This window comes from bacterium (assembly GCA_026129405.1).
Lineage (GTDB): Bacteria > Desulfobacterota > Binatia > DP-6 > DP-6 > JAHCID01.
Window position 1 is genome coordinate 651,830 of record JAHCID010000003.1, and the last position, 13,861, is coordinate 665,690.

Annotated in this window: 13 protein-coding genes; 2 read left to right on the forward strand and 11 right to left on the reverse strand. The window is 74.2% G+C overall.

Annotated elements, in window-relative coordinates; translation table 11 throughout:
• Window positions 1–6: 6 nt before the first annotated feature.
• Genes miaA through KIT14_15635 form a run of 3 tightly spaced genes read right to left on the reverse strand, consistent with a single transcriptional unit; the run spans window position 7 to window position 4,208 of the window.
• Window positions 7–969, reverse strand: coding sequence for a tRNA (adenosine(37)-N6)-dimethylallyltransferase MiaA (gene miaA, locus KIT14_15625; GenBank protein ID MCW5891953.1), 963 nt, complete (start codon window positions 967–969; stop codon window positions 7–9).
• Window positions 966–2,783 (reverse strand): DNA mismatch repair endonuclease MutL, encoded by a 1,818-nt coding sequence (gene mutL / locus KIT14_15630; protein ID MCW5891954.1) that lies wholly within the window; start codon window positions 2,781–2,783, stop codon window positions 966–968. Before mutL ends, miaA begins: the two co-directional genes overlap by 4 nt.
• Before the next feature lie 9 nt (window positions 2,784–2,792).
• On the reverse strand, window positions 2,793–4,208 hold the full coding sequence (locus KIT14_15635) for a glucose-6-phosphate isomerase (GenBank protein ID MCW5891955.1): 1,416 nt from the start codon (window positions 4,206–4,208) through the stop codon (window positions 2,793–2,795).
• A gap of 85 nt (window positions 4,209–4,293) precedes the next feature.
• Between KIT14_15635 and rfaE2 the strand changes: the two genes are divergently transcribed.
• Window positions 4,294–4,791: a D-glycero-beta-D-manno-heptose 1-phosphate adenylyltransferase gene (gene rfaE2 / locus KIT14_15640; protein ID MCW5891956.1), complete on the forward strand. Its 498-nt coding sequence runs from the start codon at window positions 4,294–4,296 to the stop codon at window positions 4,789–4,791.
• A 61-nt stretch (window positions 4,792–4,852) separates the two neighbouring features.
• Window positions 4,853–5,050, forward strand: a complete 198-nt coding sequence (rpmB, locus tag KIT14_15645) for a 50S ribosomal protein L28 (GenBank protein MCW5891957.1) — start codon at window positions 4,853–4,855, stop codon at window positions 5,048–5,050.
• Window positions 5,051–5,129: 79 nt separating this feature from the next.
• Here the strand turns inward: rpmB and KIT14_15650 are convergent, their stop codons facing one another.
• From KIT14_15650 to KIT14_15685, 8 genes are all read right to left on the reverse strand, one after another.
• The gene (locus tag KIT14_15650; GenBank protein ID MCW5891958.1) at window positions 5,130–5,522 is read right to left on the reverse strand and encodes a Rid family detoxifying hydrolase; all 393 of its coding nucleotides are present in this window, start codon (window positions 5,520–5,522) and stop codon (window positions 5,130–5,132) included.
• Complete coding sequence (locus KIT14_15655; GenBank protein ID MCW5891959.1) at window positions 5,519–7,666, reverse strand: bifunctional (p)ppGpp synthetase/guanosine-3',5'-bis(diphosphate) 3'-pyrophosphohydrolase; 2,148 nt, start codon at window positions 7,664–7,666, stop codon at window positions 5,519–5,521. Before KIT14_15655 ends, KIT14_15650 begins: the two co-directional genes overlap by 4 nt.
• Entirely contained in the window at window positions 7,663–8,211 is a 549-nt protein-coding gene (locus KIT14_15660) for an AAA family ATPase (GenBank protein ID MCW5891960.1), read from the reverse strand. The genes KIT14_15655 and KIT14_15660 overlap by 4 nt, the downstream gene beginning before the upstream one ends.
• Window positions 8,212–8,231: 20 nt before the next feature.
• A complete protein-coding gene (locus KIT14_15665; protein MCW5891961.1) occupies window positions 8,232–9,110 on the reverse strand; it encodes a YicC family protein in 879 nt (292 codons plus the stop codon).
• A 22-nt stretch (window positions 9,111–9,132) separates the two neighbouring features.
• Complete coding sequence (rfaE1, locus tag KIT14_15670; protein MCW5891962.1) at window positions 9,133–10,119, reverse strand: D-glycero-beta-D-manno-heptose-7-phosphate kinase; 987 nt, start codon at window positions 10,117–10,119, stop codon at window positions 9,133–9,135.
• 223 nt (window positions 10,120–10,342) lie between these two features.
• Entirely contained in the window at window positions 10,343–11,170 is an 828-nt protein-coding gene (locus tag KIT14_15675; GenBank protein MCW5891963.1) for a glycosyltransferase, read from the reverse strand.
• On the reverse strand, window positions 11,167–12,366 hold the full coding sequence (locus KIT14_15680; protein MCW5891964.1) for an O-antigen ligase family protein: 1,200 nt from the start codon (window positions 12,364–12,366) through the stop codon (window positions 11,167–11,169). The genes KIT14_15675 and KIT14_15680 overlap by 4 nt, the downstream gene beginning before the upstream one ends.
• Before the next feature lie 3 nt (window positions 12,367–12,369).
• Window positions 12,370–13,767: a sugar transferase gene (locus KIT14_15685; GenBank protein ID MCW5891965.1), complete on the reverse strand. Its 1,398-nt coding sequence runs from the start codon at window positions 13,765–13,767 to the stop codon at window positions 12,370–12,372.
• Window positions 13,768–13,861 lie beyond the last annotated feature (94 nt).

A 13,861-nucleotide genomic window follows, 5' to 3' on the forward strand; every position in this document is an offset into this window, starting at 1 on the left:
TGGGCTCTAGCGCGGGCCCTGTACGTTTGCAACGCGCGGGCGGCGCCCCGTCGCGAGGAAGGCCGCCGCCTCGTCGAGCAGCTGCGCGGCCTGGGTGTCCGGATCGCGCCACACGACGTCGGGCTCGGCGCGGAACCACGTCCGCTGCCGGCGCGCGAAGCGGGTCGTCGCCCGCACGATCGCCGCGGCGACCTCGGCCCGCGACAGCGTCCCGTCGACGTGCGCCCGCACCTCGCGATAGCCGACCGCGTTCCACGCCGGCGCCGCATCCGGCACGCCGCGCGCCCGTAGCGCCGCCACCTCTTCGACGAACCCCGTCGCCAGCATCGCCTGCGTCCGGGCGGCGACGCGCGCGGCGAGGACCGGCGGTGCGACCGCGAGCCCGAGGACGAGCATGTCGTACGGCGCCTCGGCGAAGCGGTGGGCGTCCTGCCAGGCCGAGAGCCGCCGGCCGCTCGCGAACGCGACCTCGAGCCCACGCTCGCAGCGCACCGGGTCGTGCGGGTGCACGCGCGCGGCCAGCGGCGGATCGACCACGGCCAGCATGCGGTGCAGCGCCGGTACCCCCGCGCGCGCCGCGATGGCGCGCAGCGCGGCGCGGACGTGCGGCGCCCGCGGCGGTGCGGGGCAGAGCCCCCGGCAGACCACGCGCACCCACAGTCCCGTGCCGCCGGCGACCACGGGCGCCCGCCCGCGCGCGACGACGTCCGCGATCGCGGCGTCGGCGAGCGCGCGGAAGCGCGCCACGTCGAAGGTCTCCGTCGGCTCGACCAGGTCGAGCCCGTGGTGCGGCACGCGGGCGCGCTCGGCGGGCGTCGGCTTCGCCGTGCCCACGTCGAGCCCGCGGTACACCTGGCGCGAGTCCGCCGACACCACCTCGAGCGGAATCGCGGCGCCGAGCGCGAGCGCCAGCCCCGTCTTGCCGCTCGCGGTCGGGCCGACGATGCAGACGACCCGCGGACGGCTCATCGTCCGAAGAGGCTCTCGACCTGGACCCGCGTCAGCTCGACTGCGACCGGGCGGCCGTGCGGACAATGTGCGTTGACGTCGACGGTGTCCATCGCCTCGAGCAGCGCGCGCACCTGACCCGGCGCCAGCCCCTGCCCGACGCGCACGGCGCTGTGGCAGGCGAGCGTCGCGAGCACGCCGTCGAGCGCGCGCGCTGCCGCGCCGCTCGCACCCTCCGACGCCAGCTCGTCCGCGATCGCGCGCACCAGCGTACCCACGTCCTTGCCGCGCAGCAGCCGCGGAATGGTGCGCAGGAGGAAGGTGTCGGCGCCGAAGGGCTCGCCCTCCATGCCCGCGGCGGCGAGCACCGCCTGGTGCTCGCCCAGGAGCGCCACCTGGAGGCGCGGCAAGGTCACCGTCTCCGGGACGAGCAGCGGGTCGCGCTCGACGTTGCCCGCGGCGTGCTGCCGGCGCAGGCGCTCGAAGCGGACGCGCTCGTGCGCGGCGTGCTGGTCGATCAGCACGACCCGCCCGCGGCCTTCGCACAGCAGGTAGCCCTCGAACACCTGGCCGACGAAGCGCAGCGCGGCGAAGCCCTCGGGGGCGGCCTGCCACAGCGTGCCCTGCCCGCCTGCCGTCGACAGGGCGGCGGGCGCGGGCCGCGTCCACGGCGACGCCGTGGCGCTCGGCGCCGCGGGCGCGGCGACGCCGACGTCGGCGGGCTCGACGGTGACCGGCGGCGGCGCGGGCACGTATGCCGGCGCGACCTCGCGCGCCGTCGCCGCGGCGACGACATCGACCGTCGCGCCCTCCTTCAGCGCGGTCGTGAGCGCGCTGCGCAGGGACGACACCACGAGCTGGTGCACGAGCGCGGGGCGGCGGAAGCGCACCTCGAGCTTCGCCGGGTGTACGTTGACGTCGCACTCGCCCGGCGGCGTCGCCACGAACACCATGGCGACCGGGTAGCGGCCCCGCATGAGCAACGACTCGTAGCCGTCGAGCACGGCGCGCAGGAGCAGGCGGTCGCGCACCCAGCGGCGCGCGACGCCGCGCTCCGTCCCGCCCGCCAGCGCGACGAAGGTCCACACGAGACGCGCCGTCGCCAGCGACTCGCGCGGCGACGCGAGGAACGCGCGCACGGCGACGCCCTCGCGGATCCCCTCCGCCTCGACCATCCCGGCGGCGCGCTCCGCGCCCAGCACCTGCGCCAGGCGCTGGCGCAGCGTCTGCACGGGCGGGTAGGCGACCACCTCACGGCCGTCGTGCTCCAGCCGGAAGCCCGTCGTCGGGCATGCGACCGCGAGCCGCGTCAGCAGATCGACGACGTGCCCGACCTCGGTCGCCGCCGTGCGCAGGAACTTGCGGCGGGCGGGCGTCGCCGCGAAGAGGTCGTGGACCTCGACCGTCGTCCCCGGCGCCGCGCCCGTGGGGCCGGCGAGGCGCGCGCCGTGGCCGTCCGCCTCGACGACGATCGCCGCCGCCTCGCTCGCGGGCCGCGTGACGAGCCGCACGCGCCCCGCCGAGGCGATGCTCGGCAGCGCCTCGCCGCGGAAGCCCAGGGTCGGCACGCCGGGGAGATCCTCGGCGCGCGTCAGCTTGCTGGTGGCGTGACGCGAGAAGGCGAGCACCGCGTCGTCGGGCAGCATGCCCTCGCCGTCGTCGCGCACGACGATGCGATCGACGCCGCCCTGGCGCAGCGACACGTCGACGCGGGTCGCGCCGGCGTCGAGCGCGTTCTCGACCAGCTCCTTCACGACCGACGCGGGCCGCTCGACGACCTCGCCCGCGGCGATCTGCCCCTGCACGACCGGGGGCAGGACGGCGATCTTTCCCACGCTACCGCCTCAGAGTATCCAGCGGGGATCGCGCACGGCCGCCCAGCGCTCGACCTCGGCGCGCCGGTCCTCGAACCCTGGGCGTCCCATGAGCCCGAACGTGTATTGCTTGCCTTCTTCGATGGCGGGCGCCCCGAAGGGATCGATGCCCGCGAGCAACGCGGTCGCGACCGTCGTCCATTCGAGGAGCCCGAGCAGCTGTCCGACCGTGAATGCGCTCACCTCGGGCAGCACGAGCGCGGCGCTCGGCCGCCCGCGGCGTGCGAGCGCCGCCTCGGTGGCGCGCTGCTCGCCGTTCAGCATCGTGCCGAGGGCGTTGCCGCCGAGGCACCCGACCTCCTCGATGTCCTGGTACGCGGCGGGGATGTCGAGCGTCTCGCCGTGGTCTTCGACGCGCAGGAAGAGGACGACCTTGTCGCGCGGCCCCTCGACGTAGAGCTGCATCTGCGAATGCTGGTCGGCGCTGCCGCGTGCCCGCAGCGGCGTCGAGGCGAAGGTCGCGTCGCGACCGTCGGCGCCCTGCGCTTTGCCGAGGCTCTCGCCCCAGAGCTGGCAGAACCAGTCGCCGGCGACGGCGAGACGCTCGGCGTAGCTCATCAGCACCACGATGCGCTTCTCGTGGCGCGTGGCCAGCAGCCACAGCGCGCCGGCCAGCGCCAGCGCCGGCACCGTCAGCGGATCCTCGACCGCCTGCTGCCGCTCGTCGACCCACGCGGCGCCGGCGAGCAGCTCGTCGACGTCGATGCCCGCGAGCGCGGCCGGCAGCAGGCCGGCGGCCGTCAGGACGGAGAAGCGGCCGTCGACGTCGGGCACCGCCGGCAGCGCCGCGAAGCCCTCGTCGTTGACGATCTGGCGCAGCGAGCCGTGCGCCGGATGCGTCACCACGAGCAGGTGGCGCTTGTAGTCGACGGCGCCCATCTCGCGCAGCAGCCGATCGCGCACGATGAGGAACCGCGCCATCGTCTCGGCGGTGTCGCCGGACTTGCTGACCACGACGAACAGCGTGCGTGCGAGATCGAGCGGCTCGAGCAGGCGCGCGAAGGCCCACGGATCGATCGTGTCGGAAACGAGGCAGCGCAGCCCGTCGCGGCGCCCGCGGCCGAGCGCGTGCAGCAGCGCGTGCGTGCCGAGCGCGGAGCCGCCGATGCCGAGCACGACGCAGGTGTCGAACTCCGTGCGCGCCGCGTCCGCGGCGGCACGGACCGCCGCGAGATCGGCGCTGCGCGACGGCAGATCCGCGAACGGCAGCGCGCCCGCGGCACGCCGCTCGGCGAGCGTCCGGCGGACGCGCGCCAGCTCCGGCGCGAGCGCCGTCAGCTCCTCCGCCGTCACCCCATCCGCCCCGGTCGTCGCGGCGAGCAGGCCATTCAGGTCGATGCGAACCGTCATGGCCTCGCGCCAGCGACGGCGCCGCTGATTCGGCATCGGGGCAGCCTGTATGCCCCCGGGGGGGAGGGGTCAAGGCAAACCCCGCCCCGCATGCGGTGGCGGGGCGCGCGCGACGCACGCTATGGTCGGCGGCGCGGTGACGATTCCGAAGCTCGCGTCCGATGCCGCGGCGCTGCGCGCCGCCCTCGCCCCGCGGCGCGCCGCCGGCGCGCGTGTCGTCTTCACGAACGGCTGCTTCGACCTGCTCCACCCGGGGCACGTGCGCTATCTCGCCGCGGCGCGCGCGCTCGGCGACGTCCTCGTCGTCGGCCTGAACGACGACGCCTCGGTACGACGGCTGAAGGGCAGCGGCCGCCCCATCCTCTCGGCCGCCGAGCGTGCCGAGGTGCTGGCCGGCCTCGCCGCCGTCGACCACGTGATCGTCTTCGCCGCGGACACCCCGCTCGCCCTGATCGCCGCCCTCGCGCCGGACGTGCTCGTGAAGGGCGCCGACTGGGCTCTCGAAGACATCGTCGGCCGCGCCGAGGTCGAGGCCGCCGGAGGCCGGGTCGAGCGGGTCACGGTCGTACCGGGGGTCTCGACCAGCGAGCTGCTCCGCCGCATCCGCGCGGGGGCCTGAGCGCCGGCGCGGCCGGGCGGATTTGCCAGCCCGGGAGGCCCGTGCTACCTCCCGACCCCCTATGGCACGGGTCTGCGAAGTGTGCGGCAAGCACCGCTCGGTCGGCAACAACGTGAGCCACGCGAACAACAAGACCAAGCGGACGTGGCAGCCGAACCTCCAGCGCGTCCACGCGCGCGTCGGCACCGCAGGCCGCTACCTGCTCGTCTGCACCCGCTGCATCCGCAGCGGCAAGGTCCAGAAGGCCGCCTCGGCCTGACGTCCGTCTCCCGGGGCACGGGATTCCGCGCAGGCCGCCCGCGTCGCGGGCCGAGCCGCCGGAACGCGCCCCGCCCGCGTCAGGCCGTCGGCCGGAGCGCGATCGCCTCGATCTCGACGCGCGCCCCGAGCGGCAACCCCGCCACGACGACGGTCGAGCGCGCCGGGTACGGCGCCCGGAAGTGGCGGCCGTAGAGCTCGTTGACGAGCTTCCCGTCGGCGGCGTCGACCAGGAACACCGTCGTCTTCACCACGTCGTCCCGCCCGCAGCCCGCCGCCGCCAGCACGGCGTCGAGGTTCTGCAGCGCCTGCGCCGCCTGCGCCGCGGTGCCGCCCGCGACGAGCGTCGTCGTCGCCGGGTCGAGGCCGATCTGGCCGGCGCAGAAGACGAGGTCGCCGGCGACGACCGCGGGCGAGTACGGCCCCACCGCCTGCGGCGCGCCGGGGGCACTCTCGAGCGCGCGCCGGCTCACGTGCGCACCCGGGTGACGCGCATCACGCCGCGGACGCGGCCGAGGTTGCGCATCACGGTGTTGAGGTCGTCGATGCTGCCGACCATGAGCTCGAAGACGTTCTGCGCCTTGTGGTCGCCGATCACGTGCACCTGCGCCTTGGCGATGTTGATGCCGGTCGAGCTGATGGCCTTCGACATGGCCGCCAGCAGTCCCTGTCGATCCACCCCGATCACCTCGACCCGCACCGGGCGCGGCGTGCCCTTGCCGTTCTCCCACTGGACGTCGATGCGCCGCTGCGGATCGGTCTCCAGCACCTTCGGACAGTCCTGCGCATGCACCGTGACGCCGCGCCCGCGCGTGATGAAGCCGGCGATGCGCTCGCCCGGCAACGGCTGGCAGCACTTCCCGAAGCGCACCAGCATGTCCTCGACGCCGGACACCCGCACGCCGCTCTTCGACTGGCGGCTGACGAGCCGCATGAGCCGCTGGAGCGCACCCTCGGCGCGCTCGCGGCGCCGCTCCAGCTCCTGCTCCGGGAGTATCCGCGCCAGCACCTGCTGCGCCGTCAGCTTGCCGTAGCCGAGGTCGGCGAGGAGCGTGTCCTCGTCGGGCAGCTCGAGCTCCTTCAGCACGCGCGCCAGCGTGCCGTCCTTGCGCAGGGCGGCGAGCTCCAGGTGCGCGCGCCCGAGGTCGCGCTCGAGGATCTCGCGGCCGACGGCCACCGAGCGCGCGCTCTGCTGGCCCTTGATCCAGGCGCGGATGCGGGCCTTGGCGCGCTGGGTCTTGGCGATCTTGAGCCAGTCCTTCGACGGCGTCTGGTTCGCGGTGGTGATGATCTCGACGGTGTCGCCGCTCTGCAGCGAGTAGCGCAGCGGCACGATCTTGCCGTTGACGCGCGCGCCGGCGCAGTGACGGCCGATCTCCGAGTGGATGCGGTAGGCGAAGTCGATGATGGTGGCGCCGACCGGGAAGTTCAGCAGGTCGCCCTTCGGCGTGAAGACGAAGACCTCCTCGCTGAAGAGATCCTCCTTCACCGAGCGCAGGAACTCCTGCGGATCGGAGACCTGCTGCTGGAACTCGAGCAGCTGGCGCAGCCAGGCGAAGCGCTGGTCGATGTCCGGCCCGGGATCGCCCGGCGCCTTGTAGCGCCAGTGCGCCGCGATGCCGTACTCGGCCACGCGATGCATCTCGCGCGTACGGATCTGGATCTCGATGCGCTCGCCGTACGGCCCGATCACCGTCGTGTGCAGCGACTGGTAGCCGTTCGGCTTCGGCAGGGCGACGTAGTCCTTGAAGCGCCCCGGCACCGGCTTCCAGCTGGCGTGCACGACGCCGAGCGCCTCGTAGCACTCGCCGACCGAGTCGACGACGACGCGGAACGCGATGAGGTCGTAGATCTGATCGTAGAGCAGGTTCTGCGCCTGCATCTTCTGGTAGATCGAGTAGAAGTGCTTCGGGCGACCGCTGATCTCGGCCTCGATGCCGGCCTCGGCCAGCTTCTTGCCGATGATGCTGATCACCTCTTTCGTGTGCTTCTCGCGCTCGGCCTTCTTCTTCGCGACGTTGCGCTTCAGCTGGTAGTAGACCTCGGGGTGCAGGAAGCGCAGCGCGTTGTCCTCGAGCTCGCTCTTGATCCAGTAGATGCCGAGCCGGTGCGCGAGGGGCGCGTAGATCTCGAGCGTCTCCTGCGCGATGTCGACCTGACGCTCGGGCTTCAGATGCGCGAGCGTCCGCATGTTGTGCGTGCGGTCGGCGAGCTTCACCAGGATCACGCGGATGTCGCGCGCCATCGCGAGCAGCATCTTGCGGAAGTTCTCGGCCTGCTTCTCCTCGCGCGAGGTGAAGTTGATCTGGCCGATCTTGGTGACCCCGTCGACGAGCACCGCGATCTCGTCGCCGAACAGCTCCTGGAGCTGCGGCAGGGTGGCGAGCGTGTCCTCGACCGTGTCGTGCAGCAGCCCGGTGGCGACGCTCGGCACGTCGAGCCGCAGGTCGGCGATGATGCCGGCGACCTGGAGGGGATGGGTGAGATAGGGCTCGCCCGAACGCCGGCGCTGCCCATGATGGACTTCGGCGGAGAAGTCGTAGGCTTTCTGGATGACGTCGACGTTCGCCGTGGGGCTGTAGCCGCGGACGCGATCGATCAGGTCGCCGATGGTCATGGACGGTGCGCGGCACCTCCCCGGGCGCGCGCTTTCGAGACGATCTCCCCTGCGAGGTCGGCCGGCGTGCGATGGTCGGTGTCGATGACGAGATCGTACCGGGCCTTGTCGTGGTAATCGACCCCATACAGGTCGAGGTAGCGTTTGCGATCGGACGCCTCGCGCGCCTGGGTCTCGCGCAGCCGCTCCCTGGCGTGGCCGCCCTCGCGCCCCGTGATGCGCTCGGCGCGCACCGCCTCGGAGGCGTCGAGGAAGACGCGCAGCGCCGGCACCCGCGCCTGCTCGGCCATGAACGCGGCCAGCCGGCCCTCGAGCACGGCCGCGCCGCGCGCCGCCCGCTCCCGCATGCGGCGGTCGAGATCGCGGTCGATCGACGGATCGGTTTCGGCCCGGCGCAGGTACTCCTCGAGGCTGAGCCCGTGCTCGGCCGCCTGCTGGCGGAAGATGTTGCCGGCGTAGACGTGCTCCAGCCCGAGCTCGGCCGCGACCAGCTTCGCCACCGTCGTCTTGCCGCTGCCCGGCAGGCCCGAGATCGTGATCAGCACCGCGCCCTCATATAGCGCGGTCACTCGACGTTCTGCACCTGCTCGCGCAGCTTCTCGACCTCGCCCTTGGCCTCGAGGACGAGGGCGCTGGTGGCGAGATCGCCCGCCTTGGCGCCGGTCGTGTTGCACTCGCGCAGGATCTCCTGGAGCAGGAACTCGACCCGCTTGCCGATCGGCGCCGTGCCCTTCAACGCCGCGTCGAGCGCGGCCAGGTGGCCGTCCAGGCGGACCAGCTCCTCGGTGACGTCGCTGCGGTCGGCCAGCGTCGCCAGCTCCTGCGCGACGCGCGTGGGGTCGATCTGCGCGCCTTCGGCGAGGCGTCCGAGCCGCTCCTCGACGCGCCTACGGAGCGCCCGCTGGATGTGCGGCAGGCGCTTGCGGATCTTCGCCACGAAGCCCCGCAGCGCCGCCGCCCGCCGCTGCATGTCGCGCTGCACGTGCCGCCCCTCGCGCCGCCGCTCACGGTCGAACGCACGCAGAGCCGCGCCGAGCGTCCGCCGCACGATGGGCAGCTCCGCGGCCAGGTCCGGCGCCTGCTCGGCGACCTCGAACAGATCGGGGAGGCGCAGCACGTCGGCGAGCGTGACCTCGCCCGGCAGCCCGAGGCGCCTCCCGAGGCCGCGCGCCGCGGTCACGTACGAGCGCGCCAGCTCCTCGCGCATCGCCACGCGGTAGCGCCGGCGCCCGGCGGCGGCGACGCGCACGACGCTGACGTCGACGCGCCCGCGCTCCGCATGCGCCCGCACCCGGTCGCGCAGCTCCCCCTCCCACGCCGCGTACTCGCGCGGCGCCGTCACCCGGACGTCGAGGTGGCGCTGGTTCACGCCGCGCACCTCGACGGTGATCTGTGCCCAGCGTCCCGCCGTCGTGGCGGTGCCGTAGCCCGTCATGCTTCGCATCGCGTCTCCCGACGGCCCCGGCTCACCGTGACGCGATCGCCGCGCGCAGCTCGGCTGCGCTCACGGTGGCCGTACCGAATTTGCCGACCACCACGCCGGCCGCGTGATTGGCCAGCACGGTCGCCTCCTCCAGCGTGCCCCCTGCCCCCAACGCCAGCGCGCAGGTCGCGATCACCGTGTCGCCCGCGCCGGTGACGTCGAAGACCTCGCGCGCGACCGTCGGCACCGTGTGCGTGCGCCGCCGCGGGCGGAAGAGCGCCATGCCCTCGTCGCCGCGCGAGATCAGCACCGACTCGGCCTCCCAGCGCTCGAGCAGCCGCGTCCCGGCCGCCGCGAGCGTGACGTCGTCGACGATGTCGATCCCCGCCGCCGCCCCCGCCTCCTCGCGGTTCGGCTTGATGAGCGACATGCGGCGGTAGTGCGGGAAGTTCACCCGCTTCGGATCGACGAGCCAGGTGAACGGCGCGCGGGCATGGGCCGTCGCCAGCGCGCCCAGCAGCTCGGGCCCGACGACGCCCTTGCCGTAGTCGGACACGACCAGCACGTCCCAGCGCCGCCGCTGCGCCAGCACCCAGTCGCGCAGCCGCCGCCCGGCCGCGGCGTCGGGCGCCGCCGCTTCGCGATCGAGCCGCACCACCTGCTGCTGGTGCGCGACGATGCGCGTCTTCTGCGTCGTCGCGCCGTGGCGCGAGGCGACGATCCCGGTGGTCGCGGCGCCCAGCCCGGCAAGCACGTCGCCCAGCCGGCGGCCGGCGGGGTCGTCGCCGACGATGCCGGCGACGGCGGCGCGCCCGCCCAGCTCGACGAGGTTGCGCACGACGTTGCCCGCTCCGCCCGGCTGCTCGTCCTCGCTCTGCACGTGCACGACCGGCACCGGCGCCTCCGGCGAGATGCGCTGCACCCGCCCGCGCACGAACTGGTCGAGCATGAGATCGCCGACCACGAGCACGCGCACGCCGGCCATGCGCTGCACCAGCGTTCGCAGTCGCGCCCGCGTCACCCCCCGCATGGCGCCCTCCCGTAGCAGGCGAGCGTGCCCTCCGCCATGGTTTCGGCCCCGTAGTGCGCACGCACGCGCGCGCGGCCGGCGGCGCCGAAGCGGCTGCGCAGCTCGGCGTCGCGCGCGAGCCGGCCGAGCGCTGCGGCCAGCGCCGCGACGTCCTCGGGCGGCACCACGAGCCCGGTCTCGCCGTCGACGACGACCTCGGCGAGCCCGCCGGTGCGGCTCGCGATCACCGGCCGCCCCACCGCCATCGCCTCCAGCGCCGCCACGCCGAGGCCCTCGTGACGCGACGGCAGCACGGCGACGTCCGCCGCCGCGAGGCACGCGGCCACGTCGTCGCGGAAGCCCGCGAAGACGACGCGATCACCGAGCGGCGTCGCCGCTGCCCGCAGCGCGGCCTCGGCGCTGCCCGTCCCGCAGAACGCGTAGCGCAGCCGCGGGTCGGCGCGCGCCGCCGCCGCGAGCAGGACGTCGTGCCCCTTGCTCGAGCGCGCCACCAGCACGACGAGGACGGCGTCGTTTTTGACCCCCAGGCGGCCCGCACGGCCGCGCGCGTCGGCGGCCAGGCGTCGACGTCGACGCCGCTCGGCGCGATGCGGATGCGCTCCGCCGGCACGCCGGCGCGGACGAGCGCGTCGCGCACGCCGGCCGAGATGGCGATCACCGCGTCGACCGCCCCGGTGTAGAGCCATCGCGCCCAGGCGCCGCCCCGCGGCACGTAGTCCATGCGCCGCGTGACCACGAGCCGGCGGCCGGCGCGCGGTACGAGCGGCGCCAGCGCGTGCGCCCGCGCGGTATGGAAGTGGACGACGTCGGCGTCGCGCGCGAGCCGGCGCAGGCGCAGGCCGGCGACCACGTCGGCGTCGTTGCGGATGCGCAGCGGCACGACGGGGAGCCCCGCCGCGGCGGCCGCGCGTGCCAGCGGTCCGTCCGGATGCACCGCCAGCGTCTGCGCGACGCCGCGCGCGGCCAGCGCCCGGCAGAGCAGCAGCACCTGCACCTCGCCCCCGCCCCACGCCCGCTCCGGATCGACGTGGAGCACCCGCACGGCGGTCACGCGTCCCGGCAGCGCAGCAGCACGGCGGTGGTCGCCCACATCGCGATCGCCACCTCGTTGTCGCCGAAGTTGTACTGCGTGAGCCCGCCGAGGAGGAAGGCGACGATGCCGAGCCACGCACCCGCGGCCGTGGGGCCGATCGGTCCGCCGCGGGTGGCGCGCACGGCCTCCCAGCCGAGCCGCAGGATCGCCGCGTAGAGCAGCGCGAACGCCGTCAGACCGAGCAGGCCCGCTTCCGCTGCCATGTGGAGGAAGTTGTTGTGCGCGTGCGATTTCCGATCGGCCGCGGGGTACGGCTCGTAGTAGGGCTTGGCGTGCGGACGGTAGCGCCCGAAGCCGAAGCCGAGCCACGGGTGGTCGTGCACGATGTCGAGGTTGGCGCGGTAGATCGCCACCCGGCCGGCGTTGGGCCCCTCGAGCGTGAACATGGGCTCGATCTGCGCCCGCAGGTGCGGCGACGCACCGACGGTCAGCGCCGCCACGACGAGCGCCGCCGGCACGAGCCGTACCGCCCACCGCCGGCCGCCGACCAGCGCCAGCACGACGACGCCGCCCAGCAGCGCGATCCACGCTCCGCGCGCCGTCGACAGCACGATCGACGCGAGCATCAGCACCGACGCGCCGCCGGCGCGCACGCTGCCGGCGAGCGCGCGCGTGGTCGCCGCCGCGAGCGGGAACACCATGAGATGCGCGAAGGTGAGGTAGCTCGAGAAGAACCCGATGACGGCGTAACCGCCCGCACCCTCGACGCGCGCCCGCACCTCGAGCTCGCGCCCCATGAGCGTGCGGTACCAATCCGCGCCGGTCCAGTGCTGCACCACGCCGTACACCGCGGCGACCGTCCCGCCGGCGACGAGCCACCCCGTGAAGCGCACCGCGCGCGCGGGATCGAGCCACCAGTAGATGCCGAAGAAGCCGATCAGCACCCACATGCGCGACCACCCGCCCGCCTCGTGCGGGCGCAGGCTCGCGAGCGTGCTCAGCACGAGCACCCCGAGGAAGAGCGCCAGCCAGCCGTCGAGCGGCGTGCGCCGCACGACGCGCGCACCGACCAGCGGCGCCAGGACGGCGAGGCCGAACAGCGTGCCGATGCCGATCTGCATGCCGCTGATCGACAGCGGGATCGTGACCGCGGTGAACGCCAGCACGACGTCGGCGAGCCGCCGTAGCCACGGAGGGACGGAGCGCGGCGCCACGCGTCAGACGCCCCGCCGCGTGAGCATGACTTTCATGGTCTCGGACAGGATGCGCACGTCGAGCCAGAGCGAGCGGTTGTGGATGTACGCGAGGTCGTACTTCAGCTTCGTCGCCGCCGAGGTGCGGTACTCGCCGTTCACCTGCGCATACCCCGTGAGGCCGGGCCGCACGCGGAAGCGCTCCACGTATCCGGTGATGTCGCGTTCGAACTCGGCCACGAACTCGGGCCGCTCGGGCCGCGGACCGACGAAGCTCATGTCGCCGCGGAGCACGTTCCACAGCTGCGGCAGCTCGTCCAGCCGCGTCGCGCGCAACACGCGCCCGAGCGGCGTCACGCGCGGGTCGTTCTCGGCCGCGAGCACCGGGCCGGTCGCGCGCTCCGCCTCCCGCTGCATGGTGCGGAACTTGTAGATCGTGAACACGCGGCCGTCCTTGCCGACGCGCGCCTGGCGGAAGATCACGCCGCCCGGCGACGTGGCCGCGATGGCGAGCGCCACGAGCGCCGCCACCGGCGCCGTCAGGACGACGAGGACGCCGGCCGCCGCGACGTCGAAGAGCCGCTTCAACGCGCCGCCGGCGCCGTCCTCGGGGTCGCCGATCACCTCGATGAGCGGGATGTCGTGGAGGCGCAGCGTCTCGCGCCGGCCGATCAGGATCTCGAACGGCGACGGCACCACCGAGATGCGCGCGCGCATCCCCGCGTGCCGCCCGAGCGCGTCGAGCAGCTGGTCCTGCCAGCCGCCGTCCGAGGCGATGATGACCTCGTCGACGGCGTGGCGCTCGCAGAGCCCCGGCAGATCGTCGCGGTTGCCGAGGACGGGAACGCCCTCCAGCGCCGTCGCGCGCGTGCCGTTGCCGCCGCTCACGACCGTCCCCACGACGTCGAGCCCGAGCCACCGCTGCCCGCGCAGGGTCTCGATCACCTCCGCCGCCGCCGCGTTCGTGCCGACCACCAGCACCCGCTTGCGCGGATACCGCCCCATGAGGGGACGGCATCCGAGCCGCCACGCCGCCAGCAGGCCCGCGTTGACGAGCGCCAGCACGACGAAGATCGAGCGCGGGAAGACGAGGTCCTGGCGAAAGAAGTAGACGGCGATGAGGAACAGCGCCTGCACCGCCGCCGCCGTCGCCAGGGCGCCGAGATACTGGCGCGGGTACAGCACCGCGCGCGTCTCGTAGAGGCCGAGGAAGTAGAGGCTGGCCGCCTGCGCGACCAGCATCTCGCCCCAGTGGTGGTGCACCTCGGCGAAGCGCAGCGCCGGCAGATAGCCCTGCGTCAGGGGCAGCGGGACGACCACGCGCAGCAGGAATGCGAGCAGGTAGGCGAGCAGGCACGCCAGCATGTCGCCGGCTCCCAGCAGCGCCCAGCGCAGCCGCCACCCCGTGTCACGCCGGTGCACGGTGCGTCGAATTATCAGATGACGCCGGGCCCGCAACGCCGCGCGCGGCGTCCCACGCCGCCTCGACGCCGGCGGCCGACGCCTCCCAGGTGTA